This window comes from Microbacterium umsixpiens, from assembly GCF_053543675.1.
In genome coordinates this window covers 8,728-33,849 of sequence record NZ_JBLVOH010000156.1, presented here as the reverse complement: position 1 = coordinate 33,849, position 25,122 = coordinate 8,728, and the positions used below count along the sequence as shown (strand labels likewise).

The following is a 25,122-nucleotide window of genomic DNA, read 5'->3' as shown; positions in this document are numbered from 1 at the left end:
ATTCCCGCCCCGGGAACGGATGCCGCGGCACGCCTCGGACGTAATGTCCGAGGGTGTTCGTACCGTGTGAGTATGCGAATCCTGCACACCTCCGACTGGCACATCGGCCGGACGTTCCATGGCAACTCGACCATGGACGCGCTGGCCGAGGTGATCGGCGCGCTCACGGAGCAGGTTCGCGAGAACGCAGTCGACGTCGTCGTCGTCGCGGGCGACGTCTTCGACTCCGCGACGCCGTCGGGCGCCGCGTACACGCTGCTCGGCGATGCGCTGGTGTCACTGCACGAGACGGGCGCCCGCGTCATCGTCACGAGCGGCAACCACGACTCGGCCGCGCGACTCGGTTTCCAGGCCCGGCTGCTCCGCGAGGGCATCCACGTGCTGACAGATCCGCTCGCGGTCGGCGTGCCGGTCACCATCGCCGACCCCGAGGGGCCTGTTCACTTCTTCGGAATCCCCTACCTCGAACCGGCGATCGTCCGTCAGCACTGGCCCGAGGGTGACAGTTCGGGGCGGCAGCTGCGCACGCAGGCGCAGACCATGGCTCATGCGATGGATCTGGTCCGCGCCGGCATGCGCGAGCACGAGGGACGTTCAGTGGCGATCGCGCACTGCTTCGCGGCCGGCGTCGACGCGACCGTCGGGCTCGAACGCGAGGTGCGTCAGGGCGGACTCGACGTCGTGCCGCTGAGCGTCTTCGACGGCCCCGATTACGTCGCGCTCGGGCACATCCACGGGCGCCAGCAGATCAGCGAGCGCGTCCGGTACGCGGGTGCTCCGCTGCACTACAGCTTCGGCGAGCAGGACAAGCCGCGCGGATCCTGGCTGGTCGAGCTCGACGCCGAGGGCCTCGCCACGGTCGAGTGGCTCGAGCTGCCGGTTCCGCGTCGGCTCGTCACGCTCACGGGCTCGCTCGAAGAGATCCTCGCAGCCGACACCGTCGCCGCACACACCGACGACTGGGTCTGCGCCGTCTACACGGATGCGGTGCCGCAGTCCGAGCCGATGCGGCGTCTGCGAGAGAGCTATCCCCACTGCGCGATGGTTCAGCACCAGCCCGCAGCTGTCGCAGAGGTGGAGGAGAAGTCGTACGTGCAGCGGCTGCGCTCCGCCGTCACCGACGCCGACCGCATCGAGGCGTTCCTCGAGCATGTGCGGGCAGGACACGGGCCCACCGAGGTCGAGCACGACCTGATCCGTGCGGTGCTCGATGAGCGCGTGCGCGCGGAGGCACTCGTCTAGATGCGTCTCCATCGCCTGGAGGTCGAGGGCTTCGGTCCCTTCCGTTCGCGGCAGGTCGTCGATTTCGACGCGTTCGCCGACGACGGCATCTTCCTCATCGCCGGCCGCACGGGGGCAGGTAAATCGAGCATCCTCGACGCCGTGTGCTTCGGACTCTACGGCGGGGTGCCGCGTTACGACGGCGGTGAGAAGCGCTTGCGCAGCGATCACTGCGAGCCCGACGATCCGTCGGAGGTGGTGGTCGAGTTCAGCACTCCGGCGGGCCGTTTCCGTGTGACCCGTTCACCGGAATACCTGCGTCCCGCCAAACGTGGGGGCGGCATGACCAAGCAGGCCTCGGCCGTCGCCCTCGACGAGTGGACCGATGCCGGCTGGGTGGGTCGCGCCGCTCGCGCCGTCGATGTCGCAGGCGAGCTCGATGAGATCCTCCAGCTCAGCCGCGAGCAGTTCCTCCAGGTGATCCTGCTCGCGCAGAACCGATTCTCCGAGTTCCTGCTCGCGGGCAGCAGAGACCGCCAGGCACTGCTGCGGCGGCTGTTCGGCACACAGCGGTTCGAAGACGTGCAGGCACGGTTCGACGAGCGGCGCCGGGAGGCGGAACAGACACTCGGCGCTCGGCTCGCGACGGTGAATGCGCGTATCGACGAGGCCGAGCAGCTCGTGATCACCAGCGGGCTCTCCGACGACGTGACAGCGCCGACCGAGGACGCGGCGGTGTCCGGCCCCCCGCCGATAGAAGCGCGTCTCGAGGCACTCCGACGAGCGAGGGCGCGTGCCGACTATCGGGCGGAGCGCCGCGCCTCGGAGCGGGTGGAGGCGGAGAAGCGTGCGGCCGATGCCGATGCGGCGCTCGCCACCGCTCGCGAAGAGAAGCATGCCCAGCGGGAACGTGATCGCGCGCGGACAGCGCTCGAGCGGCTGGATGCCGATGCGCCGTCGATCGACGAGGCCCGCGCCGAGCTCTCAGCCGCGCGTGCCGCCGAGGCGGTGCGGTCGACGATCACTGCCGCAGCCCGAGCGCAGGCGGCGGTCACCGTGGCGGCCGAAGACGAGCAGCGGTCACGGGCGGTGTGGGACGCGTTCGAGGTCACCGTCGATGGCGACCTCGACGGCTGGGTTGCTGCGCGCACCAGGGAAAGCGGTTCCTGGGAGCGCGCGCGGGAGCTCGAGGGCCAGGCGCCGGCGCTCGAGGCCGAGCTGCAGTCCGCCGACGAGGCCGTTGCGGCGGCGACCGCGCGCCTCGAAGCCGGGGAAGCGGAACGCGCCGCCCTCCCCGCCGCGATCGCCGCGCTGACAGCGGAACGCGACGAGAAACGTCGTCTGGCCGACCGCGTGGGCGATGCCCGAGCGGCCCAGGAAGAGGCAGGCGCTCGACGCACGGCGGCTCGCGAGGCGGAGCGGCTGCAGAAGACGCAGGCCTCGACCGAGCTCGAACTCGCCGACGCCACTGCTGTGCACGCCGCCGCGCAGACGAACCTCGCACAGCTGCGGCAGCGCCGCATCGACGGGATGTCCGGCGAACTCGCGTCGAGCCTGCGCCCCGAGCATCCGTGTCCGGTCTGTGGCTCACTCGAGCATCCGGCTCCGGCCACGCACGCCGATCCCGTCTCGACAGACGACATCGCTGAAGCGGAGAAGGCCCGCGACGTCGCGGCGCAGCGGGAGCGTGAACTCTCCTCGGCGTCTTCGAGCCTGCGGGCTGAACTCGCTGCTGTCTCCGCCCGCGCGGACGGGCGGAGCGTCGACCAGGCCGAGACGGAGTACGAAGCAGCCGCCGCAGCCCACGCACGCAGCCTGTCCGCAGCCGATGAACTGACGGTGCTCGACGTGCAACGGAGCGACCTCGTCGACCGGGTCGATCAGCTCGAGGCCGAGAAGACCGAGGGCATGGCGGCGCTCGCTCGGGCGCGGGAGCAGCACGCTCTGCTGCAGCAGCGGAGCACGGAGGCCCACACACTGATCGCCGAGGCGCGCGGCTCCTTCGACACGGTCGCCGAGCGTCTCGACGACATGGCCACCAGGATCTCCGCCGCCCGCGCGGTCGCCCAGACGATGGCAGAACGTCTGCGCAGGACGCAGGCGCTGGCCGAGGCGGAGGCCGAGCGGGATGGGGCGATCGCCGACTCGCCGTTCGACGATGTGACCGCCGCTGAACACGCCCTCCGCTCCGTGGCGACGCAGGAGGCACTGGACGCGCGCATCGCCGAGCATGCCGTGCAGCGGGAGAAGGAACGGGCGATCCTGTTCGACCTGGAGTTGCGGACGCTCCCCGAAGAGCCGATCGACCTCACGCCCGTCGAAGAGGCCTCGGCGGCTGCCCGAGCGATCTGGACCGACGCGGTCGACGAGGCGGCTCGGGCGACGGGCACGGCCGAACGGCTCGGGGGACTGATCGATTCCGCCACCGCCGAGCATGCCCGCACCGCCACCGATGCCGCCGAGTTCGAGGTGCTGCAGAATCTCGCGGACACGATCGCCGGGCGAGGCGCCAACACCCGCAAGATGACGTTGGAGACGTTCGTCCTCGCGGCTGAGCTCGAAGAGATCGTCGAAGCGGCGAACCGGCGTCTGCACGACATGTCGACGGGCCGCTACCAGCTGCAGCACTCCGACGCGCTCGCGGCTCGAGGGGCAGCATCCGGGCTCGGGATCGTGGTCTCCGATGCCTTCACCGGGCAGACGCGGCCGCCGCAGTCGTTGTCGGGCGGCGAGACCTTCCTCACCTCACTCGCGCTCGCACTCGGTCTCGCCGAGGTGGTCACGGCCCGGGCCGGCGGAATCCGCCTCGACACGCTGTTCATCGACGAGGGCTTCGGGTCCCTCGACGGCGACACGCTCGATGTCGCCATGCGCACGCTCGACGAGCTGCGACAGGGCGGCAGGACGGTCGGAGTCATCAGTCACGTCGAGGCCATGCAGGAGCAGATCCCGGCGCAGCTCACCGTGCGAGCGCTGCCGAACGGTCCGAGCATCATCGAGGCCCGCTGAGCCGCGCGAACGCCGACGGCCTCCGCCGCCTCAGACGCCGTACTCGGCGCGGATGAAATCGCGAAGCTGCACGCTGCAGCGGGCGACCGCCTCGCGCCAGTCGGTCAATGCGCCGTCTTCAGCCTGGTCGGACACGGCGCGGAACACGCGGATGGGCACGCCGAACTGTCCTGCGACCCAGATGTAGGCGTAGGTCTCCATGTCGACCAGTGCCGCTCCGGAAGGACGGATCACGGCGGTGACCTCGGCATCCTCGACGAAGTGGTCGCCCGTCGCGATCAGCACGCCGTCGCGCCCAGTGGCGACCCGCGCCGGCAGCGACACGTGCTGGCCGGCGACGCCGTCGAGGTCGGTGACGTCGTGCTGGAACGCGGTGCCGACCTCGTGGACGGTCGCTTCGAGGTCGGGATCGATCGCGCCCGCCGTGCCGACGACCACGATCTCGTCGTAGACGGTGGCGTCGAGCGCACGCGTCAGGGCGTACGTCGCCTGCAGCTTGCCCGGGCCGGTCACGAGACGGTCGAAGCCCTCGAGTTCCTCGGGGAAGGCGGACAGTTCGGATGCGAGCGCAGCGACGAGGAGTTTCACTGCCCCATTCTCTCAGGTCGTGACTGGCAGGAGCATCCGAACGCCGCGGCGTCACCCCGACGTAACACGGAAGCGGGATACTGATTCGAGGAAACGAGCGGAGGATCACATGTCGTTGCAGCAGCACATCTCTGAGGACCTCGGTGTCAGGTCCGAGGTCGACCCTGAAGCCGAGACCGAGCGTCGCATCGGTTTCCTCGCCGACTACCTGCGCACGACCGGAGCGAGAGGCTATGTGCTCGGCATCTCCGGCGGGCAGGACTCGACGCTCGCCGGTCGCCTCGCCCAACTCGCCGTCGAGCGGGTGCGGGCCGAGGGCGGCGAGGCGAAGTTCCTCGCCGTGCGTCTGCCCTACCGCGTGCAGCACGATGCCGACGATGCCCAGGCCGCACTCGCCTTCATCGCCCCGGACTCCTCCGTCGAGGTCAACATCCAGAACGGCGTCGACGGCGTCGAGGAAGACATCGAGTTCGCGGTCACGAGCGACATCAGCGACTTCAACCGCGGCAACATCAAGGCTCGCCTCCGCATGGTCACGCAGTACGCGCTCGCAGGTCACGACGGGCTCCTCGTGATCGGTACCGACCACGCCGCCGAGGCGGTCACCGGCTTCTACACGAAGTTCGGCGACGGTGCGGCCGACATCCTCCCGCTGTCCGGCCTCACCAAGCGTCAGGGGCGCTCGCTCCTGCAGTACCTCGATGCGCCGGATCGGCTCGCATTCAAGGTGCCCACCGCCGACCTGCTCGACGGCCAGCCCGGTCGTGCCGACGAGGACGAACTCGGTCTCACCTACGAGCAGATCGACGACTTCCTCGAGGGACGCCCGGTCGACCCGGAGGTCGCCGGCCGCATCGAGGCGCGATACCTCGCCACGCAGCACAAGCGGCACCTCCCGGTGACCCCCGACGACACCTGGTGGCGCTGACCGCACGTTCGCATCTGCGGAGGGCGCCGCTTCGCGTCGTGTCGGATGCCGCGGATAGTGTCGAAGCATCCGACAGAACGGGAGCATCGTGCGGATCGACACTCAGGCGCAGCGCGTCATCTGGAGCGCGAGCGACCTCAAGGCGGCCGCCGAATGCGAGTTCGCGTGGTGTCGGGCGATCGACGCGAAGCTGGGGCGGGTCCCTGCCGTCGAAGAGCCCGAAGACGCGACGCTGAAGCGGGCCGCCGAGCTCGGCGACGTGCACGAGCAGAACGTGCTCGCCCGGTACATCGATGAACTCGGCGATGCGAGTGTCCACCGCATCGAGAAGGTCTCGTCGGTCGACGCCGAGGCTCTGGCGGCCGCGATCGAAGAGACGGTCGCGGCCCTGCGCTCCGATGCGCTCGTGGTGTTCCAAGCGGCTTTCTCCACCGACGAGTTCGTCGGGTTCGCCGACTTCCTCCGCAAAGACGATGACGGCCGATGGCGCGTGCAGGACTCCAAACTGGCGCGCAAGGCCCGGGTCACGGCCCTCATGCAGCTCGCGGCATATGTCGACCAGCTCGACAGGCTCGGCATCCCCCGCTCCGACGAGGTCGACCTGATCCTCGGCGACGGCACACTCAGCACCCATCGGGTCGACGATCTCCTTCCGCTCTTCCAGGTGCGGAGGGCTCGGTTGCGGGCGCTCACCGCCGACCGGCGCATCGCCGACGGGGCGACGGGTGCGCCGCTCGCCTGGGGAGACGATCGCGGCGACCTTCAGGTCGTGGCCTGCGGGCGGTGCGCGACCTGCGAGGAGCAGGTGCTCGCCCACCGCGATCTCCTGATGGTCGCGCGGATGCGCCCGGTGCAGCGTGCGCGACTGCGGGCATCCGGCATCGAGACGATCGATGCGCTGGCAGAGGCATCGGTGCCGCCGCCGGGCATGAACATCGACACGTTCGAGACGCTTCGCGCCCAGGCGCGACTGCAGCTGCACGCCGATGCCGAGGGGCGGCCCACCTACGACGTGCACTACGCGCCGGCGATCCACACCCTCCCGCTGCCCAGCCATGGCGACATCTTCTTCGACTTCGAGGGCGACCCGCTCTACACGGAGCCTGCCGCCGACGGCGAGGGGCATTGGGGGATCGACTACCTCTTCGGGTGGGTCGACAACGCCGACCAGTACTCGGCGCTGTGGGCGCATACCTTCGCCGACGAGAAGCGCGCGCTCGAGACGTTCCTCGACTTCGTGAATGCGCGCAGGATCGCCCACCCCGGCATGCACATCTACCACTACGCGCCCTACGAGACCTCGCACCTGGTGGCGATGGCGGCACGGCACGGGGTGCGCGAGGGCGAGGTGGATCGGCTGCTGCGCGAGGGCGTGTTCGTCGACCTGTATCCGCTCGTGCTGCGGACGGTGCGCGTCGGTTCGCGCTCGTACTCGATCAAGAAGCTCGAGCCGCTGTACATGGGCGACGACGTGCGAACCAGCGACGTGCAGAAGGGCGACGACTCGATCGTGCAGTACGTCGCGGCCCGTGAGCTCGCCGCTGCGGGGGAGCAGGCCGGGGCCGACGCGGTCCTTGCGGACCTCGCCGACTACAACCGCTACGACTGCGTGTCGACCAGGCGTCTGCGCAACTGGCTGATCGACATCGCGCGCAAAGAGGGCGTCACCCCGGCTCCGCCCGACGCAGCCGACGAGGTCATCTACGAGCCGTCGCCGCGCTCGGTCGCCCTCCTCGCAGATGCCGAGCGCGCGGTCGAGGCGGGTGGTGACGGGCTCGTCCATCGACTCGCGGCCGCCGCGATCGACTACTTCCCGCGCGAGGCGAAGAGCTTCTGGGTGTCGCACTTCCAGCGGCTTCGCGAGCCGGTGACCATGTGGGACGGTACGCGTGATGTGGTGCGGGTCGACCGTCCGTCCTCGACCGTCCGTCGCGACTGGAGCATCGGTGAGGGGCGTCGGGTGATGTCCCGCGATGTCGAGATCCGCGGCGAGGTTTCGCCCGGCACGACGCTCGGCGCCGGGTCGCAGCCGTTCGCACTCTACGGAGTTCCGGCGCCGTTCGACACCGAGGTCCCGTCGCGTGCGGTGCATGTGCCGCACACGGTCACGGTGGCGGAGGTGCTCGACGACGGCTACCTCATCACCGAGTCGGCGGTCCAGGGACAGACGTGGGACGAGTTGCCGCTCGCCCTCACCCCGGCCGCACCACCGCGTGTCGTCTCCCTCCAGGGAGCGATCGACGAGTGGGCCGATGCGGTGCATGCCGCAGCTCCGGGGTTCCCGGACGACGCCGCGACCGACATCCTGCGCCGGATTCCTCCGCGCACCCTGTCGGGGAAAACTCTCCCCGCTGCCGGCGACGACACCGTCGGCGCGATCGTGTCGGCGGTGCTCGACCTCGACCGCAGCTATCTCGCCGTGCAGGGCCCTCCGGGAACGGGGAAGACCTATACCGGGTCCCGGGTGATCGCGCGGCTCGTGAACGAGCACGGCTTCAAGGTCGGCGTCGTGGCGCAGTCGCACGCGATCATCGAGACGCTGCTCGAGCGGGTCGTGGCCGATGGGGTCGCACCGGCTCAGGTCGCCAAGGCTCCGAAGGATCCGGATGCGACGCACTCGTATACGACGATCCCGAAGCCCGGGATGGCGGCCTTCCTCGCCGAGCACGCCTCCGAGGGTGCCGTCGTGGGCGGGACCGCCTGGGACTTCAGCAACACCCAGCGGGTCGACCGCGACGGGCTCGACCTGCTCGTGATCGACGAGGCGGGGCAGTTCTCGCTCGCCTCGACCATCGCGGTCGCCGCCGGGGCGAAGCGGCTCCTGCTCCTCGGCGATCCGCAGCAGCTCCCGCAGGTGAGTCAGGGCGCCCACCCCGAACCGGTCGACGCCTCCGCGCTCGGCTGGGTGATGGATGGCGACCCGGTCGTGCGGCCGGAGTACGGCTACTTCCTCGCGCGCTCCTGGCGGATGCATCCCTTCGTCGCGGCACCGGTGTCGAAGCTCGCCTACGCGGGGCAGCTGGCGTCAGCCCCCGGTACCGAGCTGCGGGCGGTCCAGGGGATCGAACCTGGTCTGCACGTCATCCCACTGCGGCACCGCGGCAACTCCACGCAGTCGCCCGAGGAGGCGGCCGAGGTCGTCCGGCTGGTCCGTGACCTGGTCGGTCGCTCCTTCACCGACAACGACGAGTCCCGGTCCACCCGGCCGCTCGTGCCCGCCGACATCATCGTGGTTACGCCGTACAACGCACAGCGTCAGCTCGTGCTCGATGCACTCGCGACGGCGGGCTATCACGACGTCCCGGTCGGCACGGTCGACAACTTCCAGGGCAAGGAGGCGGTCGTCTCGATCACCTCGCTCGCGGCCTCCAGCGGGCGGGACGCTCCGCGCGGCCCGGAGTTCCTTCTGCTGCAGAACCGACTGAACGTGGCGATCTCCCGCGCGCAGGTTGTCGCCTACCTGATCCACTCGCCCGCGCTGCTTGACGATCTGCCGTACACCCCGGAGGGAGTCGCTCGCCTCAGCGCGTTCGCCCGTCTGGTCGGCGCGGCGGACTGAGTGCCCCCGCTTCGACGGGCTCTGTGAGACGACCGCGTCGCGGGGTGCAGTCGGCCGGGTCAGACCGTGCCGTAGAGCCGATCGCCGGCGTCGCCGAGCCCGGGCACGATGTACCCCTTCTCGTCGAGACGCTCATCGAGCGCACCCAGCACGAGGGTCACATCGCGGTCACCGGCCATGGCCTCGATCGCGGCGACGCCCTCCGGTGTGCCCAGCAGGCAGATCGCGGTGACGTCCTTCGCGCCGCGGTCGAACAGGAACTGGATCGCCGCGGCGAGCGAGCCGCCGGTGGCCAGCATCGGGTCGATCGCGAAGCACTGGCGGTCGCTGAGGTCGTCGGGGAGGCGCTCGGCGTAGGTCGTCGGCTCGAACGTCGTCTCGTCGCGGACCATGCCGAGGAACCCGACCTCGGCGGTCGGGAGCAGCTTGACGAGGCCCTCGAGCATGCCGAGGCCGGCGCGCAGGATCGGCACCACGATCGGTCGCGGCTCGGAGATCTTGACGCCCATCGTCGTCGTCACCGGCGTGGTGATCTCGACCGGGCTCACCTTCACGTTGCGGGTCGCCTCGTACGCGAGCAGCGTGACGAGCTCCTCCGTGAGCTGCCGGAACACCGGCGAAGGGGTGCGCACGTCGCGCAGCACCGAGAGCTTGTGAGTGATGAGAGGGTGGTCGGCCACGTGAACGCGCATGGATACAGGGTAATGCGCCGCGCCTCCGGGAACGACATCGAGGCACCGGCGGCGGCCGGCGGCTGTCGTAGGCTCGACGCATGACCGCTGCCGACGACCTCGCGATGGGGCGTGCGCTCGAGCTCGCTGCCGAGGCCGCGGCAGAGTCGGAGATCCCCGTCGGCGCCGTGGTCCTGGACCCCGCCGGGCGGATCATCGCCGAGGGGCGCAACACCCGCGAGGCGACGAACGATCCGACCGGGCATGCCGAGATCGAGGCGCTGCGGCGTGCGGCGGCATCCGTCGGGTCCTGGAATCTCGAGGGGCACACGCTGGTCGTGACCCTCGAGCCGTGCATCATGTGCGCCGGCGCGATCCTGCAGGCACGCGTCGGTCGGGTGGTCTTCGGTGCCTGGGATGACAAGGCGGGTGCGGCCGGTTCCATGTACGACGTGCTGCGTGATCGGCGGCTGCCCTATCGGGCGGAGGTGATCGGCGGAATCGAGGCGGAGGCGGCGACGGCACTGCTGCGGACGTTCTTCGAGCAGCGGCGCTGAGCCGCAGCGTGCACGCGTCGGGCTCGTCAGCCCTCGGATTCGACGGTCCACCAGGTGACGTCGACGACGCACAGCCCGTCGTCGGTCTCCTGGTAGAAGACGTAGCCGGGGAATTCCACGCCCCCGGCCACCCGCTCCGTGGGCAGGGAGAGGCCGATGTTCCAGCATGGCTCCAGGGGGACCTGATCCGGCCAGTAGTCCGCCACGAAGCGTTCGGGCTCCTCCGCGGACAGCCCTTCCCAGTCCGCCGGTTCGCGAAGCTCCGGGTCGTGACCCTCGCACATGTACGAGTCGGCTTCGCCTTCCGTCGCTGCGTCGATCAGGCCCTCGGTCGTCTCGATCACCCCAGCTCCGTCGTCGCCCCAGAGCATCGTGTTCAGGGAGCAACCGGAGAGCAGGACGGCCAGACCGGCCGCGCCCAGGAGTCCGACGAGTTTTCTCGCCTGCATCATGTCGGACTCCGTGATCAGTCCGACGACTTCAGCACGAAGACGTCGGTCGATGGCTCGGGGTCGATCGCCGGGCGGTACACATCCGGCTCGATGTACACGATGCGCGCGACCGGCACGGCGTCGCGGATACGGGCCTCGATCGCGTTGATGTCATCGGCGGCCTCGCGCAGCGGCTTGTCGGCGTTGAGGGCGATCTTCGCGGCGACCATCAGCTCGTCCGGGCCGAGGTAGAGGGTCTTCATGTGGATGATCTTCTCGATCTCGTCGCCGGCGTTGATGGCATCGACGATCCGGTCGTGGTCGGCCTGGGTCGCGCCCTCACCGACCAGCAGGCTCTTGGTCTCGATGCCCAGCACGATCGCGATCAGCACGAGCAGCACACCGATCATCACGGTGCCGAGTGCGTCGAACACGGGGTTTCCGGTGAGCAGTGTGAGCCCGACTCCGAGCAGGGCGAAGGTGAGACCGGTCAGAGCGCCCACGTCTTCGAGCAGCACGACCGGCAGCTCGGGGGCCTTCGAACGGCGCACGAACGACACCCAGGATTGCCCCTTCTCCCGCACGAGGTTGCTCTCGCGCACGGCGGTGCGCAGGGAGAATGACTCCAGTCCGATCGCGACGGCGAGGACGACCAGGGGCAGCCACCACCAGGTCTTGTCCAGTTCGTGCGGGTTCGTGAGCTTATCGATGCCCTCGTAGATCGCGAACAGGCCACCGACCGAGAACAGGATGATCGAGACGACGAACGCGTACACGTAGCGTTCCCGGCCGTAGCCGAACGGGTGTGCGCGGTCGGCCTCCCGCTGGGCCTTGCGTCCGCCGAGCATCAGGAGCAGCTGGTTGCCCGAGTCGGCGACGGAGTGGATGGCCTCGGCGAGCATCGAGGCGGAGCCGGAGAGGGCCCAGGCGATGAACTTCGCGATGGCGATACCCAGGTTCGCCAGGAACGCCGCGACGATGGCCTTGTTGCCTCCGGATGCACTCATGGGACGAGTCTAGAACCGCCCGCCCGAGGTTGCGGGAGTGCCCGCCGTAGGATGACGACATGGCTGACTCGCTTCCCTCTCTCGCTTTTCTCGGTGCCGGTTCGATGGGCGGTGCGATCCTCCGGGGTGTGGTCGCCTCCGGCATCCGGATCGACGGCGGGATCACCGCCACGAACCGCACCGCGGCGAAGGCCGAGGCGTTCGCCGGCCTCGACGGGGTCACGAGTATCGCGCTCGCCGAACGGCCGGACGGCAACGCCGAGGCCGCCGCAAGCGCGCGGATCGTGCTGGTCGGCGTCAAGCCCGCGATGGTGCCCGACCTGCTGCGCGAGATCGCTCCGCACCTGACGGACGACGCGATCGTGGTGAGCGTCGCCGCCGGCGTCACGCTCCAGACCTTTGCCGACGTGCTCGGCGACGACGCCCGCGTCATCCGCTCGATGCCGAACACGCCGTCGACCGTGCGCAAGGGCGTCACGGGTCTCGCTGCCGGTTCCGCCGCCACCGCCGAGGATCTCGCCCTCGTCCGCCGGCTGTTCGAGACCGTCGGCGCGGTCGTCGAGGTTCCGGAGTCGCAGATCGACGCGCTGTCCACGATCTCGGGCTCCGGGCCCGCCTACGTGTACCTGCTGATCGAGGAGTTCACGAAGGCCGCTGTCGGCATGGGCTTCGCCGACGCCGACGCCCGGCTGATGGTGGAGCAGACCTTCATCGGCGCGACCGCGCTGCTCGACGCGTCGGGGGAGGACCCCGCCGAGCTGCGTCGTCGTGTCACGAGCCCCAAGGGAACCACCGAGCGTGCGGTCGCCGTGCTGCAGGACGCGCACCTCGACCGCACCTTCGCGGATGCCGCGGCCGCCGCCCTCGCGCGGGCGAAGGAACTCGCCGCCGGGGCCTGATCCATGCAGCTGCGGATCGAGGGAGTCATCTGGTACTGGCGCGGGCCGGCGCCGTTCCACTTCGTCACCGTGCCGCCTGCCGAGAGCGAGCTGATCCACGAGGTCGCGTCGATCGTCACGTACGGGTGGGGGATGATCCCCGCATCCGTCACCATCGGTTCCACCACCGTGACCACGGCCCTCTGGCCGAAGGACGGCGGCTACATCGTGCCGATCAAGAAGGTGCTCCAGGACCGCGAGGGCCTGGGCGTCGATGACGTGGTCGAACTCGTCCTCGACATCGACGCCTGACCGCCCGACCTCCGCTCAGCTCTCGCTGGAGACCTCGGCGAGAACTTCCGGCCAGCGCCGGTTCAGGATGCTGCCGCCCAGAACCGCCCCGCCCCACAGGGCCGCGGCGCCGAGCACGACGCCGCAGCCGAGGCTCACCCAGCCGAGCGCAGGATTCCAGATGCCGGCGATGGCGAACCCGAGCGCCGGCGCCCCGAGCACGAGCGTGATCGGCCCGATGATGATCATCGCCAGCAGCGACTGCACGCCACCGGACGAGCCACGACCGAGCGGGTTCGCCTCGGGTGCGGGCGCGCGGCCAGGAAGGAAGCTGCCCACCCAGGCCCCGGCGCCTGCCGAGATCGCCGTCAGGCCGAAGGCCGACCCGATGCTTGCGGGGAGCAGGTCCCATCGGCCGGCGATCAGGCAGGTGGCCGCGCACAGCAGCAGCGTCACGGGGATCGCGATCAGCCCGAATCCGAGCAGTCGCCCTGCCCGATCCGCGGCGCCGCTGACGCCGTTCAGGATGTGGGCCGCGACCGCGTCGTTGTCGTAGGCGATCGCCATCTGCACGATCGTGCCGGTGAGGAGCGCGTTGATCGTCGGGATGAGGATGATGGCCGGACCGAACCCGATGGACTCGTCCTGCAGCCCGTTCATCAGGGAGAGCCCGATGAAGATCGCGGGCAGCAGCAGGAGCATCACGATGTTCACGATTTGCCGGGGGTCGCGCCGGAAGTATCGCAGCGTGCGGGCGGCGATCGCCCCGACCGGGCTGGCCGGCAGTATCCGGTCGAGCAGCCCGGCCGAGCGCACGCGTCCGCCGCCGGCGTCCTGGATGGGGGCGACCAGGCGCGCAGCGAGCAGGCCCTGTGCCGCGAACCACAGGGCTGAGACTGTGGCGAGAGCGATGAGTAGCCGGAGCGCCGCCGTGAGGAAGTCGCCCTGAGCCACGGATCCGGAGACGCCGAAGACGGCGCCCATCGGAGTCCAGGCGGCGATGTCCGCGATGGTCGTGAAGGCTCCGCCGACATCGTTCACCCGGACCAGCGCGCCGATCCCCACGTTGAGCAGGACACCGGACGAGGAGAGGAGCACCACGCCGACGATCACCACCAGGTCGCGCGCGCTGCGGCGGGCCAGCCAGCCGGCCAGCACACCGCTCACGACGCGGGCGCCCAGCACGCAGGTGGCCACGGCGACGGGGATCATGATCAGGGCGGTGAGCAGCGCAGGCAGGCTCACCGACCAGCCGAGGAGCATGAGCAGGAGTGCGACGGTGGTGCCGATGCCGCCCACCGTCGTCGCCCCCGCGACGACGAAGCCCGGCAGCAGGGAGCTTGCGGTCAGGGGGAGCAGCGCGAACCGTTCCGGCGCGAGCGAGTCATCGGCACTGACCAGGATCGACCCGACCCACCAGCCGAGGACGATGACGGTGCCCGCCAGCACGATCGCGGTGACGGCGGCGTCAGGGGCGGCGAACCGCAGCGCCACGAGTCCCGCCGTCAGTGCGGCGAGGAATCCGAGGGCGATCAGTCCGGTGATGATCAGGGTGACGACCATCCAGGGATTGCGCGACAACTGGTGGCGCAACTGGCGCCAGCGCAGGCTTACGAGGAGCGCAACCATGCGAGCGTCTCCGTCCCGAGGTCATGCGCCCCCACCAGGGCGAGGAACCGCTGCTGCAGCGACAGTCCGGCGCGCACCTCGTCGAGAGTGCCGTTCGCGAGCAGGCGTCCCTCGGCGACGATCGCGACCCGATCGCACATCGACTCGACGAGCTCCATCACATGGCTGGACAGCACCACGGTGCCGCCGCCGTCGACGAACGCCCGGAGGATCTGCCGGATCGTCTCGCCGGACACCGGGTCGACGGCTTCGAGCGGCTCGTCGAGGATCAGCAGACGCGGTGCATGGATCAGCGCGCACGCCAGGCCGATCTTCTTGCGCATGCCCGCCGAGTAGTCGACCACGAGCCGGTCCCGAGCATCGGTGAGGCCGAGCGCGGCGAGGAGCTCGTCACTGCGCGAGACCACCTCGGCTTCGGCCATGCCGCGCAGCAACCCGGTGTAGCGCAGCAGCTCGGCACCGGTGAGGCGGTCGAGCATGCGGATGCCGTCGGGGAGCACGCCCATCCGGGCCTTCGCGTCGGCGGGGTTCTGCCATACGTCCGCGCCCAGCACCCAGGCGGCGCCGGCGTCCGGCCGCAGCAGACCCGTGGTCATCGCGAGGGTCGTGGTCTTGCCCGCGCCGTTGGGGCCGAGGAGCCCGAGCATGGATCCGGCCGGCACATCGAGGGAGAGGTCATCGACCGCGATCTTCTGCCCGAATTGCTTGCGGAGCCCGCGGAGGGCGAGGACGGGAGGGGCCGCTGCGTTGTCGGTCATGCATCCCATCCCACCACGGCCGTGCACGACGATGCATCCGCCGTGAGGGGGAGTCGAGGTATCCGGACGTGTCCGAGGTCAGCGGTCGAGGCCGGCGAAGCGTTCGATGTCGCTGTTGGTGCCGGACACGATGATGAGGTCGTGGTTCGTGACGATGGTGTTCGCCTCGGCGTAGCGGAACGGCTTGCCGGGACTCTTCACACCGACGACCGTGACCTTGTACTTCGAGCGCACGCCCGACTCGTTCAGGCCGACGCCGCGGATGAACTTCGGCGGGTACATCTTGGCGAGGACGAAGTCGTCGTCGAAGCGGATGAAGTCGAGCATCCGCCCGCTCACGAGGTGCGCCACGCGCTCGCCGGCCTCGCGCTCGGGGTAGATGACGTGGTTCGCACCGACACGGGCGAGGATCTTGCCGTGGGACTGCGAGACCGCCTTGGCCCAGATCTGCGGCACCTTCAGGTCGACGAGGTTCGCGGTGATCAGCACGGACGCCTCGATCGAGGAGCCGACCGCGACGACCGCGACCTGGAAGTCCTGGGCGCCGACCTGGCGGAGGGCGTCGATGTTCTTCGCGTCGGCCTGCACCGTGTGGGTGACGCGGTCGGACCACTTCTGCACGAGTTCGAGGTTGTCGTCGATCGCGAGCACCTCGCGGTCGAGGCGGTCGAGCTCTCCGGCGCAGGCAGCGCCGAACCGACCGAGACCGATGACGAGGACGGGAGCGTCGCCCCGGAGGACTTCAACCAACGATCGGCCTTTCCACGGGCAGTGAGTAGTACTGCGTGCGCGATGTCGCGGCGACCGCCGCGGCGAGTGTCACTGTACCAACGCGCCCCATGAAGATGGTCGCGGCCATGACGTACGAGGCCGAATCAGGGAGCTCTGCCGTGAGCCCCGTGGACAGGCCGACGGTGCCGAACGCCGAGATGACGTCGAACAGCACGTGACTGATGTCGTCCTTGGTGATCTGGGAGATCGTGATGGTCGAGAGCGCGACGATGGTCGCGCCCCACGCGACGACGCTGAGTGCCACGCGCTGCACGTCGCTGGGGATGCGGCGGCCGAAGGCCTCGACCGACTGGCGGCCCTTGGCCTCGGACCACACGGCGATCGCGAGCACGGCCAGAGTGGTGACCTTGATGCCGCCGGCGGTCGAGGCGGAGCCGCCACCGACGAACATCAGCATGCTGGCGGCCAGCAGGGACGAGCCGTTCAGGTCGTCCATCTCGATCACGTTGAAGCCGCCGGATCTGGTCATGGCGGAGAGGAAGAAGGCTTGGAAGGTGGTGTCGGCCGCATCCATCGACCCGAACGTCTTCGGGTTGTTGAACTCGAGGACGACGAAGACGGCGGCGCCCAGGATGAACAGAAGCACCGTGGTGACGAGCGTCAGCTTGGTGTGCAGCGACCACCGCTTCACGTGCCAGACGTGCTTCGCGAGGGTGTAGATGACGGGGAAGCCGATGCTGCCGAGGAACACGCCCACCATGAGGAGGAACAGCACCAGGTAGTCGTCCGCGAACACGGCGACGCCGCCGTCGTTCGGAGCGAAACCGGTGTTCGTGAACGCCATGGCCGCGAAGTAGGGCGCCTCCCAGAGCGCGGCGATGGGGTCGACCTTCGCCATCACCAGCGCCGGGTACAGCAGGGCTGCCAGCGATGCCTCGATGATGAGGGCCGACACGGCGACCGTGGTCAGCAGCTGGCCGACCTCTCCGAGTCGCACGGTCTGGCTCTCGTTCACCACGCCGCCGTGTGCCCGCAGAGGATTGGTGTCGCCCGCCGCCAAGAGCTTGGCCCGCAGCCCGAGCCGCTTCGAGATCAGCATCCCCATGAGAGACGCGAGCGTGAGGACGCCGAGGGCGCCGATGTTCACCCCGAGGAAGATCAGGACGTGGCCGAAGGGTGACCAGTGGTTGGCCATGTCGACGGTGGCGAGGCCGGTGACGCAGATCGTCGACACGGCGGTGAAGAGCGCATCGCTCAGCGGTGTGACCGTGCCGCTCGCGGAGGCGATCGGCAGCGACAGCAGCACCGTGAACACGAGGATCAGGAGCGCGAACACGACGATCGCGAAGCGGGAGGGCGAGGACGTGACGAGGTGCTTCACCCGTCCGGCGGCGCCTTTGAGGGCCTGTCGTGGGGACGACGCCGAAACGATGCCCGACATCGCTGCCCCCTCGTGATTCTCTCTTGCCCGCGCGCTGCGGACACGCGGCGCCTGTCGCCGAGCCTTCGTCATGGTACTCCGTGCCGGAGCCGACTACCCTGATCACATGACGGACATCTTCGACGTGATCGCAGACGGTACGAGGCGCGACATCCTCCAGCTCCTGCTGCGACGCACGGAAGAAGGAGAGACAGGCACCAGCGTCAGCCAGATCGTCGCCGACCTCGGCATCAGCCAGCCCACCGTGTCGAAGCACCTGAAGGTGCTGCGCGATGCCGAGCTGGTCTCGGTGCGCGAAGACGGACAGCGTCGTTTCTACAGTCTCGCCGTCGAGCCGCTCGAGGTCGTCGACGACTGGCTGGTCCCCTTCCTCGTCGATGCGTACGGCGACGAGGCCCCCGACATCGACTACCCCGTGAACGACAGCGCCGCGCACGCCGCGGAGGTCGTCGGTCGCGCCGCGGCCTCCGCGAAGCATGCCGTCGCCAACGCACTCAAGCGCCTCGGCGCCTGAGGTATCCTCAGCGACGTCCCGCCTTGCGGCGGAAGAGCCACGCGCCCCACGTCACCGCGATCAGCAGGATGACCAGGCACCAGCCGATCGCCCACCATGCCTCGCCCTGTAGGGGCGTATCCATCAGGAGGGCGCGGATCGTCTCGACGATGGGCGTGATCGGCTGATTGGCCGCAATCGGCTGCAGCCACTCCGGCATGCTCGCGACGGGCACGAATGCGCTGGAGAGATAGGGCAGGAACAGCAGGACGAAACCGTAGCCGTTCGCGCCCTCCGGGCTTCCTGCGGCGAGACCGATGGCCGCGAACAGGTAGGTGATCGCGAGGATGTACAGGGTGATGAGGCCCGCCAGCGCGATCCATTCCCCGAGGTCCGCGGTGGGTCGGAACCCGACCAGCACGCCGACGCCGATCACGATCGCGGTGGCGACCAGGTTCCGCAGCACACTGGCGACGACGTGCCCGGTGAGCACGGCGCCCGCACGCAGGGGCATGGTGCGGATCCGATCGATGATGCCGGTGCGCATGTCGTTCGCGACATACACGGCGGTGGACGATGCTCCGAAGCCGGCGCAGGTCAGGATGATGCCCGGCACGACGTAGTCGACGTATGCGCCCGAAGGGTCGATGGCGCCGCCGAAGACCCATGTGAACATCAGCATGAGCATCACCGGCAGCATGATCGCCATCAGCAGCGATTCGCCGTCGCGCACGGAATGGCGCAGGCTCCGTCCGACGAAGACGGCCTCGGCGGCGAACCCGCGCAGCCTCGGACGCGGGGTGGGCGCGGAGGGGGTGGATGCCGTCGGTCGAGGCGTGGCCAGGGTGGCGTTCATGCGTTCTCCTTCACGGGGCGAGAAGTCGAGGTGGGCGAGGTGACGGCGAGGAAGACGTCGTCGAGGGTGGGGCGGCGCAGCGTGACGACGCCGTCGGCTCCCTCCTCATCGAGCAGGTCGAGCGCTCGCCGCAGGTCGGCGACCGTGCCGTCGGTGGGGATCTGTCGGCTGAGTGCGCCGTCACTGTCATGGAGCTCGACCGTGTCTCCGCCGATGCGCGCCTTCAGCTCCGCCGGTGTGCCGAGTGCGGCGATGCGGCCGTCGTGCAGCACGGCGATCCGGTCGGCGAGCTGATCGGCCTCCTCCAGGTACTGCGTCGTGAGGAACACCGTGGTGCCTGACGCCGCGAGCGTCCGGATGATGTCCCACAGGTCGCGGCGGCTCCGGGTGTCGAGGCCGGTCGTCGGTTCGTCGAGGAAGAGTACCTCGGGGGTCACGACGAAGCTCAGGGCGAGGTCCAGTCGACGGCGCATCCCCCCGGAGAACGTGCGCACGGTGCGGGCGGCGGCCTCGGTCAGATCGAACTGGGTGATCAGTTCGGTCGCACGACGCGCGGCGGCTGCGCGGCCGAGCCCGGCGAGCCGGGCGAACATGACCACGTTCTCCGTCGCCGTCAGGGCGTCGTCGACGGCGGCCGCTTGACCGGTGAGGCTGATGCGGCGTTGCACTTCGACCGCGTGGGTGTGCACATCCCACCCGGCGACGGCCACCGCACCGGCGTCGGCACGGGTCAGTGTGGTGAGGATGTTGATCGTGGTCGTCTTTCCCGCCCCGTTTGGTCCGAGCAGGGCGAAGACCTCTCCGCGTGCGACGGTGAAGTCCAGGCCGTCGACGACGGTCTTCTGGGCGAAGGCCTTGTGCAGGCCGCGCACCTCGATGGCTGTGTCCATCAGGCGATCCTTTCTGTGTACGAAGAAAACTGTGTATGAGCAACGCAACTGTGTATGACCGTAACACACTGTTTATTAAATAAACAGAAGTAGGATGAGCGCATGACTGAGACCGAGCCGCCGGAGCTGCCACGGGGGATCGCGCTCGCCTGGGGTGTCGCCGCGAACCCGCAGCGCGGACCCAAGCGGGAGATGAGCGTCGAGAAGATCGTCGATGCGGCCGTCGAGCTGGCCGATGCCGAGGGGATCGGCGCCGTTTCCATGGCGGCCGTGGCGGCGAAGCTCGGCTTCACGCCGATGTCCCTCTACCGGTACGTGACCGCCAAGGACGATCTGCTGCTGCTCATGCAGGAGCAGGCGACGGGGCTTCCGCCGGCGAGCCACCTCGAGGTCGACGGATGGCGCGCACGATTGCTGGCGCTGTACGAGGCGCAGATCATGCTTTACCTGCGCCACCCCTGGATGCTCTCGCTGCCGGTCACCGGATCGCCGATCACTCCGAACAGCTCCGCCTGGCTCGATGCAGGCCTCGCCGCGCTCGAAGAGACCCCGCTGACCGCCGAGGAGCGGCTGGCCGTCGCGCTCGCCATGACGGGGCATGCTCGCTGGTGCGGGATCGTGCTGGCCGGCTACACGGAGCAGGCCCGCGGCAGCGGCCTCACTCCCGACGAGGTCTCTGCGCGCGAGGCCGAGCTCTTCGATCGGGTGATCACCGCGGAGGAATTCCCTGCTCTGCGTCGCGCGATCGAAGACGACGTGTTCCTCTCCGCGGCCGACCCCTTCCGCTTCGGGGTCGAGCGGACGCTCGACGGCGTTGCTGCGTACATCGCCGCCCTCGAGCGTGGTGAGCCGCGATCCGTGGCGACCGACTGGGTCGACCTCGAGCCCGTAGAACTCGCGGGGGACCGTCGTCTGAAGGAAGCACAGAGGGCGGTGCGCGAAGCGGAGAAGGCTCTGCGCGCGGCCCACAAGATCGAGCGGCAGGCGCTTCGCGAGGCGCGCGAACGACTGGCCAAGGCGAAGAAGCCGGCCTGACCCGCGTCCCGGGTTCAGTGCGTACCCTCGTCACGGGTCAGTGGCCGCGCATTCGTCCCGTTGATCACACGGGCCACATGGGTTTACATGCGTCCCAGCTACCCCATAGAGTGTGCACATCGAGAAAGGGGTACGTGGGATGCCCGAGGTTCCAGATGTCCGATTCCTCACGGTGGCCGAGGTCGCCGAGCTGATGCGCGTGTCCAAGATGACCGTGTACCGGCTGGTTCACGCCGGGGAGCTGCCGGCCGTTCGCTTCGGCCGCAGCTATCGTGTGCCCGAGTCCGCCGTGGCCGATGCGCTGCAGCGGCCCATCGCCGACGTCGGTTGAGGCGCGCGCGGCGGAGCCCGTCGGGTTTGCTAGACTGACCCGAGGCATTTTCCGTGCCCGTACCCGGGTGTCCGATTTCGGCGACACCCAGCCACTGACTTAGTGAGGTTTCCGTGGGTTCTGTCATCAAGAAGCGCCGCAAGCGCATGGCGAAGAAGAAGCACCGCAAGCTGCTTCGTAAGACTCGCCACCAGCGTCGCAACAAGAAGTAAGCGACCAGACACGAGCGCCTGTCTTCGGACGGGCGCTTTGTGTCTCTGCCCGCAGCTCCGTACCGCCGAGAGGATGTCATGAAGTCGATCACCGTCGCCGAACTCGCCGAGCGGTCGGGTGTTCCGCTCATCGACGTGCGGGAGGTGGACGAGTTCGCCGCAGGCCATGTGCCCGGCGCCGTCAACATCCCCATGTCCGAGATCGGCAACAGGCTCGATGAACTGCCGGCGGAGTCGTTCGACGTCATCTGCCAGGCCGGCGGTCGCTCCGCCCGCGTCGTCGAGGCGCTGGAGTCACGCGGCTTCGATGCCACCAACGTCGAGGGCGGCACAGGGGAGTGGATCTCCCGGGGGCGCGCGGTCGAGGTGCCGTCGGCGTGACCACGCTGACCCTGATCCGCAAGCCTGACTGCCATCTCTGCGAGGTGGCCTCCGACGTGATCGACGCTGTCGTCGCCGAGCTGCCCGACGCCGCCGCGGAGCAGATCGAGATCGTCGAGGCGTCCATCCAGGACGACCCCGCACTGTATGAGCTGTGGTGGGAGAAGATCCCCGTCGTCCTGATCGACGGCGATCTGCACGCGCACTGGCGCGTATCGCCCGAACGACTGCGTGAGGCGCTGGAGGCCGCGGTCCGCGGTGAGGCGCGAACCGAGACGAAGGAATCCCTGTGACCATCCGCCATGTCGTGATGTGGAAGCTCGCGGCCGAGGACGCCGCTGTGCGTGCCGAGCAGGCGGCCGAGGTCGCTCGTCGCCTCAACGCCCTGGAGGGTGTCGTGCCGCAGCTGCTCACGATCTCCGCCGGTGCCAACGCGGCCTACCCGGAGACGAACTGGGACGTGACGCTCGTGGCCGACTTCGACTCGGTCGCCGACATCGACGCGTACCAGGTGCATCCCGCGCACGAGGAGGTCGCCGGCTACATCCGCTCGGTGGTCTCTTCGCGCGCAGCGGTCGACTTCGAGGTCTGAGACCGCGTCGCACACGGTGCGGCACTTGATTTCACGTCGCCACTGACGTGCACTTGCAACGCAAACGTGATACGTCGACCGACTGATGTCATTGGTCACGCGACGAGCCGCATGTTTAGATGTTCTCCTACCCGTCCGTGGGCACACCCCGCCCTCGTCTTACAGGAGCCGACATGACTCGTCGTAACCTCATCGCCGGTCTCGCCCTCATGGCGACCGCCACTCTCGCGCTCGCCGGCTGCGCGACCGGTTCGTCCGATGCGGGCAGCAGCGACGCTCCCGCCGCGGGCGAGGAGTACGGCCTGATCGAGGCCGGCACGCTCACGGTCTGCTCCGACGTGCCCTACCCGCCGTTCGAGGTCGAGGACCCGTCCAGCGACATCGAGTACTCCGGGTTCGACATCGACCTGCTCGCCGCGATCGCCGAGAAGCTCGACCTCAAGGTCTCCGTGCAGGACGTGGGCTTCGACCCGCTGCAGTCGGGTGCGATCCTCGTCTCGGGTCAGTGCGACATCGGCGCCTCGGCCATGACGATCACCGAGGAGCGCAAGGCCAACATCGACTTCTCCGACCCGTACGTCGACTCGCTGCAGTCGCTGCTGGTCCGCGCCGACTCGGACATCAAGTCCATCGACGACCTCGACGGCAAGAACGTCGGCGTGCAGCAGGGCACCACCGGCGAGTCCTACGCGACCGAGAACGCCAAGGGCGCACAGCTCGTCCAGTACCCGTCGGACGGTGAGCTGTGGCCGGCGATGCAGGCCGGGCAGATCGACGCGATCCTGCAGGACCAGCCCGTCAACTACGTGCACGAGCAGGACGACCCCGCGTACAAGATCGTCGAGACCTACCCGACCGACGAGTCGTACGGCTTCGCCTTCGCCAAGGGCGAGAAGGACGAGCTCCGTGAAGCCATCAACGAGGCGCTCAAGGAGCTCCAGGACGACGGCACGTACCAGGAGATCTACGACGAGTACCTCGCGGCCAAGTGACCGGCGGCGTCGGTAGAGCGGGAGGACCTCGACGATGGCGTTGAGGCGTACCACCAAGGGCAAGCTGTATCGGTATTCGGTCTACGCGGTGCTGATCGCGATCGCCGTCTGGGCGATCGTGACCACCGACTGGGCGAAGATCGGACCGCTGTTCTTCAACCCCGAGATCGCGGCGAAGATGTTCCCCGGGATCATCACGACCGCACTCGTGAACACCCTGTGGTTCACGGCCGTGGCATTCGTCGGCGGCCTGCTGCTCGGTGTGCTGCTGGCCCTGATGAAGCTGTCGGTCATCGCGCCGTTCCGCTGGATCGCGACGTGCTGGATCGAGCTGTTCCGGGGGCTCCCCGCGATCCTCACGATCTTCGCCATCGCCTTCATCCTGCCGATCGCCGTGGGCGTTCCCGGGACGAAGCTCGGCGGACCGGTCGTGCTCGGACTCATCGGTCTCATCCTCGTCGCCTCGGCGTACATGGCCGAGACGATCCGCGCCGGCATCCAGGCGGTCCCGAAGGGACAGACGGAGGCTGCGCGGTCGCTGGGTATGTCGCCCATGAAGACGACCTTCTGGATCGTCGTGCCGCAGGGGTTCCGGATCATCATCCCGCCGCTGACCAACGAGTTCGTGCTGCTGCTGAAGGACACCTCGCTGCTGTTCATCGCCGGGTCCTTCATCTGGTCGAAAGAGCTCACGAACTTCGCGCGTGACGCGAGCACCCAGAACGCGAACGGAACGCCGCTGATCATGGCGGCGATCCTGTACCTGATCGTGACGATCCCGCTCACGCGCTTCAGCGCGTGGCTGGAGCGTCGGATGGCGAGGCAGCGATGATCACCGAACTGATCGATGTGCATGCCCCCGCGATCGATGTGCAGGGGCTCGTGAAGTCGTTCGGCGACAACGAGGTGCTCAAGGGCATCGACCTCACCGTCACCCGAGGCGAGGTCGTCTGCGTGATCGGACCATCGGGCTCCGGCAAGTCGACGTTGCTGCGGTCGGTCAACCTGCTCGAGGAGCCGACCGCCGGCAAGGTGCTGATCGAGGGGATCGACATCACCGATCCCGACGTCGACATCGACGGTGTGCGCACGCGCATCGGCATGGTGTTCCAGAGCTTCAACCTCTTCCCGCATCTGGATGTGCTCGGCAACCTCACGGTCGCCCAGCAGCGGGTGAAGAAGCGCTCGAAGAAGGAAGCCGAGCTGATCGCGCGCGCCATGCTCGAGCGCGTGGGACTGTCCGAGAAGTCGGATGCTTACCCCGGGCACCTGTCCGGCGGGCAGCAGCAGCGCGTCGCGATCGCGCGTGCGCTGTGCATGAACCCCGACATGATGCTGTTCGACGAGCCGACCTCGGCACTCGACCCCGAGCTGGTCGGCGAGGTGCTGCAGGTCATGCGCTCACTGGCCGACGAGGGGATGACGATGCTCGTCGTCACGCACGAGATGGGCTTCGCGCGGGAGGTCGGCTCGCGCCTGATCTTCATGGACGGCGGACACATCGTCGAAGAAGGAGACCCGCGCGAGGTGCTCGCGAACCCGCAGCATCCGCGCACGAAGGACTTCCTGGCGCGCGTGCTCTGAGGTTGCGGCGGCACGGTCTGCCGAGACCCCGCCTTCACGAGGAGACCCCCTGGTGC

General features: G+C 68.9%; 27 protein-coding genes. 17 read left to right on the top strand and 10 right to left on the bottom strand.

Translation table 11 applies throughout. The features are described 5' to 3' along the window. The first annotated feature begins 72 nt into the window (after positions 1 to 72). Entirely contained in the window at positions 73 to 1,242 is a 1,170-nt protein-coding gene (locus tag ACNPM4_RS15605) for an exonuclease SbcCD subunit D (protein WP_448986285.1), read from the top strand. Continuing rightward, positions 1,243 to 4,230, top strand: a complete 2,988-nt coding sequence (locus ACNPM4_RS15600; RefSeq protein WP_448986284.1) for an AAA family ATPase — start codon at positions 1,243 to 1,245, stop codon at positions 4,228 to 4,230. Between the two features lie 30 nt (positions 4,231 to 4,260). On the opposite strand, the gene ACNPM4_RS15595 is transcribed toward ACNPM4_RS15600, so the two are convergent. Next, complete coding sequence (locus ACNPM4_RS15595; protein WP_448986283.1) at positions 4,261 to 4,818, bottom strand: phosphorylase family protein; 558 nt, start codon at positions 4,816 to 4,818, stop codon at positions 4,261 to 4,263. Positions 4,819 to 4,927: 109 nt separating this feature from the next. Here ACNPM4_RS15595 and nadE point away from each other — a divergent pair, with 109 nt between their 5' ends. Both nadE and ACNPM4_RS15585 read left to right on the top strand, forming a co-directional pair. Then, entirely contained in the window at positions 4,928 to 5,746 is an 819-nt protein-coding gene (nadE, locus tag ACNPM4_RS15590) for an ammonia-dependent NAD(+) synthetase (protein ID WP_448986282.1), read from the top strand. Between the two features lie 88 nt (positions 5,747 to 5,834). After that, entirely contained in the window at positions 5,835 to 9,305 is a 3,471-nt protein-coding gene (locus ACNPM4_RS15585; RefSeq protein WP_448986281.1) for a TM0106 family RecB-like putative nuclease, read from the top strand. A 59-nt stretch (positions 9,306 to 9,364) separates the two neighbouring features. Here ACNPM4_RS15585 and upp read toward each other — a convergent pair whose 3' ends face one another. After that, positions 9,365 to 9,997, bottom strand: coding sequence for a uracil phosphoribosyltransferase (gene upp, locus ACNPM4_RS15580; RefSeq protein ID WP_372468470.1), 633 nt, complete (start codon positions 9,995 to 9,997; stop codon positions 9,365 to 9,367). A gap of 80 nt (positions 9,998 to 10,077) precedes the next feature. Between upp and tadA the strand changes: the two genes are divergently transcribed. Further along, positions 10,078 to 10,533, top strand: a complete 456-nt coding sequence (tadA, locus tag ACNPM4_RS15575; RefSeq protein ID WP_417505528.1) for a tRNA adenosine(34) deaminase TadA — start codon at positions 10,078 to 10,080, stop codon at positions 10,531 to 10,533. 26 nt (positions 10,534 to 10,559) lie between these two features. Here tadA and ACNPM4_RS15570 read toward each other — a convergent pair whose 3' ends face one another. After that, positions 10,560 to 10,985 carry a hypothetical protein gene (locus ACNPM4_RS15570; RefSeq protein ID WP_448986280.1) on the bottom strand — a complete coding sequence of 142 codons (426 nt, stop codon included), beginning with the start codon at positions 10,983 to 10,985 and terminating at the stop codon, positions 10,560 to 10,562. A gap of 14 nt (positions 10,986 to 10,999) precedes the next feature. Continuing rightward, entirely contained in the window at positions 11,000 to 11,971 is a 972-nt protein-coding gene (locus ACNPM4_RS15565) for a cation diffusion facilitator family transporter (protein WP_029263845.1), read from the bottom strand. A 59-nt stretch (positions 11,972 to 12,030) separates the two neighbouring features. On the opposite strand from ACNPM4_RS15565, the gene proC reads away from it, so the two are divergent. Together proC and ACNPM4_RS15555 are read left to right on the top strand one after the other, a co-directional pair. After that, complete coding sequence (gene proC, locus ACNPM4_RS15560) at positions 12,031 to 12,870, top strand: pyrroline-5-carboxylate reductase (RefSeq protein WP_448986279.1); 840 nt, start codon at positions 12,031 to 12,033, stop codon at positions 12,868 to 12,870. Positions 12,871 to 12,873: 3 nt separating this feature from the next. Further along, entirely contained in the window at positions 12,874 to 13,161 is a 288-nt protein-coding gene (locus ACNPM4_RS15555) for a DUF1905 domain-containing protein (RefSeq protein WP_029263847.1), read from the top strand. 15 nt (positions 13,162 to 13,176) lie between these two features. On the opposite strand, the gene ACNPM4_RS15550 is transcribed toward ACNPM4_RS15555, so the two are convergent. The 4 genes from ACNPM4_RS15550 to ACNPM4_RS15535 form a co-directional block, all read right to left on the bottom strand. Continuing rightward, positions 13,177 to 14,769: a hypothetical protein gene (locus ACNPM4_RS15550; RefSeq protein WP_105711142.1), complete on the bottom strand. Its 1,593-nt coding sequence runs from the start codon at positions 14,767 to 14,769 to the stop codon at positions 13,177 to 13,179. Then, positions 14,751 to 15,527 (bottom strand): ABC transporter ATP-binding protein, encoded by a 777-nt coding sequence (locus ACNPM4_RS15545; protein ID WP_029263849.1) that lies wholly within the window; start codon positions 15,525 to 15,527, stop codon positions 14,751 to 14,753. Before ACNPM4_RS15545 ends, ACNPM4_RS15550 begins: the two co-directional genes overlap by 19 nt. Positions 15,528 to 15,605: 78 nt before the next feature. Beyond that, on the bottom strand, positions 15,606 to 16,277 hold the full coding sequence (locus ACNPM4_RS15540) for a potassium channel family protein (RefSeq protein ID WP_029263850.1): 672 nt from the start codon (positions 16,275 to 16,277) through the stop codon (positions 15,606 to 15,608). Further along, positions 16,270 to 17,700, bottom strand: coding sequence for a TrkH family potassium uptake protein (locus ACNPM4_RS15535; RefSeq protein WP_029263851.1), 1,431 nt, complete (start codon positions 17,698 to 17,700; stop codon positions 16,270 to 16,272). The genes ACNPM4_RS15540 and ACNPM4_RS15535 overlap by 8 nt, the downstream gene beginning before the upstream one ends. A gap of 106 nt (positions 17,701 to 17,806) precedes the next feature. Between ACNPM4_RS15535 and ACNPM4_RS15530 the strand changes: the two genes are divergently transcribed. Then, on the top strand, positions 17,807 to 18,214 hold the full coding sequence (locus ACNPM4_RS15530; RefSeq protein WP_029263852.1) for an ArsR/SmtB family transcription factor: 408 nt from the start codon (positions 17,807 to 17,809) through the stop codon (positions 18,212 to 18,214). Between the two features lie 7 nt (positions 18,215 to 18,221). Here ACNPM4_RS15530 and ACNPM4_RS15525 read toward each other — a convergent pair whose 3' ends face one another. Both ACNPM4_RS15525 and ACNPM4_RS15520 read right to left on the bottom strand, forming a co-directional pair. Beyond that, positions 18,222 to 19,049 carry an ABC transporter permease gene (locus tag ACNPM4_RS15525; protein ID WP_448986278.1) on the bottom strand — a complete coding sequence of 276 codons (828 nt, stop codon included), beginning with the start codon at positions 19,047 to 19,049 and terminating at the stop codon, positions 18,222 to 18,224. After that, the gene (locus tag ACNPM4_RS15520; protein ID WP_448986277.1) at positions 19,046 to 19,939 is read right to left on the bottom strand and encodes an ATP-binding cassette domain-containing protein; all 894 of its coding nucleotides are present in this window, start codon (positions 19,937 to 19,939) and stop codon (positions 19,046 to 19,048) included. Before ACNPM4_RS15520 ends, ACNPM4_RS15525 begins: the two co-directional genes overlap by 4 nt. A gap of 102 nt (positions 19,940 to 20,041) precedes the next feature. Between ACNPM4_RS15520 and ACNPM4_RS15515 the strand changes: the two genes are divergently transcribed. The 9 genes from ACNPM4_RS15515 to ACNPM4_RS15475 all read left to right on the top strand — a co-directional run bounded on the left by ACNPM4_RS15515 (position 20,042) and on the right by ACNPM4_RS15475 (position 25,066). Beyond that, on the top strand, positions 20,042 to 20,974 hold the full coding sequence (locus ACNPM4_RS15515; protein ID WP_448986276.1) for a TetR/AcrR family transcriptional regulator: 933 nt from the start codon (positions 20,042 to 20,044) through the stop codon (positions 20,972 to 20,974). 139 nt (positions 20,975 to 21,113) lie between these two features. Further along, positions 21,114 to 21,305 (top strand): helix-turn-helix domain-containing protein, encoded by a 192-nt coding sequence (locus ACNPM4_RS15510; protein ID WP_017204627.1) that lies wholly within the window; start codon positions 21,114 to 21,116, stop codon positions 21,303 to 21,305. Between the two features lie 113 nt (positions 21,306 to 21,418). Beyond that, positions 21,419 to 21,517, top strand: a complete 99-nt coding sequence (locus ACNPM4_RS15505; protein ID WP_003792170.1) for a 30S ribosomal protein bS22 — start codon at positions 21,419 to 21,421, stop codon at positions 21,515 to 21,517. A 78-nt stretch (positions 21,518 to 21,595) separates the two neighbouring features. Beyond that, on the top strand, positions 21,596 to 21,898 hold the full coding sequence (locus ACNPM4_RS15500) for a rhodanese-like domain-containing protein (protein ID WP_448986275.1): 303 nt from the start codon (positions 21,596 to 21,598) through the stop codon (positions 21,896 to 21,898). Then, positions 21,895 to 22,191, top strand: a complete 297-nt coding sequence (locus tag ACNPM4_RS15495) for a glutaredoxin family protein (RefSeq protein WP_029263857.1) — start codon at positions 21,895 to 21,897, stop codon at positions 22,189 to 22,191. Before ACNPM4_RS15500 ends, ACNPM4_RS15495 begins: the two co-directional genes overlap by 4 nt. Further along, positions 22,188 to 22,490: a Dabb family protein gene (locus ACNPM4_RS15490; RefSeq protein ID WP_400856406.1), complete on the top strand. Its 303-nt coding sequence runs from the start codon at positions 22,188 to 22,190 to the stop codon at positions 22,488 to 22,490. The genes ACNPM4_RS15495 and ACNPM4_RS15490 overlap by 4 nt, the downstream gene beginning before the upstream one ends. A gap of 338 nt (positions 22,491 to 22,828) precedes the next feature. Beyond that, positions 22,829 to 23,482: a basic amino acid ABC transporter substrate-binding protein gene (locus ACNPM4_RS15485; RefSeq protein ID WP_400858069.1), complete on the top strand. Its 654-nt coding sequence runs from the start codon at positions 22,829 to 22,831 to the stop codon at positions 23,480 to 23,482. Between the two features lie 34 nt (positions 23,483 to 23,516). Then, positions 23,517 to 24,314 carry an amino acid ABC transporter permease gene (locus ACNPM4_RS15480; protein ID WP_029263860.1) on the top strand — a complete coding sequence of 266 codons (798 nt, stop codon included), beginning with the start codon at positions 23,517 to 23,519 and terminating at the stop codon, positions 24,312 to 24,314. Then, positions 24,311 to 25,066: an amino acid ABC transporter ATP-binding protein gene (locus ACNPM4_RS15475; protein WP_029263861.1), complete on the top strand. Its 756-nt coding sequence runs from the start codon at positions 24,311 to 24,313 to the stop codon at positions 25,064 to 25,066. The genes ACNPM4_RS15480 and ACNPM4_RS15475 overlap by 4 nt, the downstream gene beginning before the upstream one ends. The last annotated feature ends 56 nt before the right edge of the window (positions 25,067 to 25,122 follow it).

Bases quoted from the DNA above. Each gene is read 5' to 3' on its own strand.
- tadA (WP_417505528.1), top strand. From the start codon at position 10,078: ATGACCGCTGCCGACGACCTCGCGATGGGGCGTGCGCTCGAGCTCGCT.
- ACNPM4_RS15520 (WP_448986277.1), bottom strand. From the start codon at position 19,939: ATGGACACAGCCATCGAGGTGCGCGGCCTGCACAAGGCCTTCGCCCAG.
- ACNPM4_RS15535 (WP_029263851.1), bottom strand. From the start codon at position 17,700: ATGTCGGGCATCGTTTCGGCGTCGTCCCCACGACAGGCCCTCAAAGGC.
- ACNPM4_RS15555 (WP_029263847.1), top strand. From the start codon at position 12,874: ATGCAGCTGCGGATCGAGGGAGTCATCTGGTACTGGCGCGGGCCGGCG.
- ACNPM4_RS15570 (WP_448986280.1), bottom strand. From the start codon at position 10,985: ATGATGCAGGCGAGAAAACTCGTCGGACTCCTGGGCGCGGCCGGTCTG.
- ACNPM4_RS15515 (WP_448986276.1), top strand. From the start codon at position 20,042: ATGACTGAGACCGAGCCGCCGGAGCTGCCACGGGGGATCGCGCTCGCC.
- ACNPM4_RS15600 (WP_448986284.1), top strand. From the start codon at position 1,243: ATGCGTCTCCATCGCCTGGAGGTCGAGGGCTTCGGTCCCTTCCGTTCG.
- ACNPM4_RS15475 (WP_029263861.1), top strand. From the start codon at position 24,311: ATGATCACCGAACTGATCGATGTGCATGCCCCCGCGATCGATGTGCAG.
- ACNPM4_RS15545 (WP_029263849.1), bottom strand. From the start codon at position 15,527: ATGACCGACAACGCAGCGGCCCCTCCCGTCCTCGCCCTCCGCGGGCTC.
- ACNPM4_RS15565 (WP_029263845.1), bottom strand. From the start codon at position 11,971: ATGAGTGCATCCGGAGGCAACAAGGCCATCGTCGCGGCGTTCCTGGCG.
- ACNPM4_RS15605 (WP_448986285.1), top strand. From the start codon at position 73: ATGCGAATCCTGCACACCTCCGACTGGCACATCGGCCGGACGTTCCAT.
- ACNPM4_RS15500 (WP_448986275.1), top strand. From the start codon at position 21,596: ATGAAGTCGATCACCGTCGCCGAACTCGCCGAGCGGTCGGGTGTTCCG.
- ACNPM4_RS15480 (WP_029263860.1), top strand. From the start codon at position 23,517: ATGGCGTTGAGGCGTACCACCAAGGGCAAGCTGTATCGGTATTCGGTC.
- ACNPM4_RS15525 (WP_448986278.1), bottom strand. From the start codon at position 19,049: ATGAACGCCACCCTGGCCACGCCTCGACCGACGGCATCCACCCCCTCC.
- nadE (WP_448986282.1), top strand. From the start codon at position 4,928: ATGTCGTTGCAGCAGCACATCTCTGAGGACCTCGGTGTCAGGTCCGAG.
- proC (WP_448986279.1), top strand. From the start codon at position 12,031: ATGGCTGACTCGCTTCCCTCTCTCGCTTTTCTCGGTGCCGGTTCGATG.
- ACNPM4_RS15510 (WP_017204627.1), top strand. From the start codon at position 21,114: ATGCCCGAGGTTCCAGATGTCCGATTCCTCACGGTGGCCGAGGTCGCC.
- upp (WP_372468470.1), bottom strand. From the start codon at position 9,997: ATGCGCGTTCACGTGGCCGACCACCCTCTCATCACTCACAAGCTCTCG.
- ACNPM4_RS15550 (WP_105711142.1), bottom strand. From the start codon at position 14,769: ATGGTTGCGCTCCTCGTAAGCCTGCGCTGGCGCCAGTTGCGCCACCAG.
- ACNPM4_RS15530 (WP_029263852.1), top strand. From the start codon at position 17,807: ATGACGGACATCTTCGACGTGATCGCAGACGGTACGAGGCGCGACATC.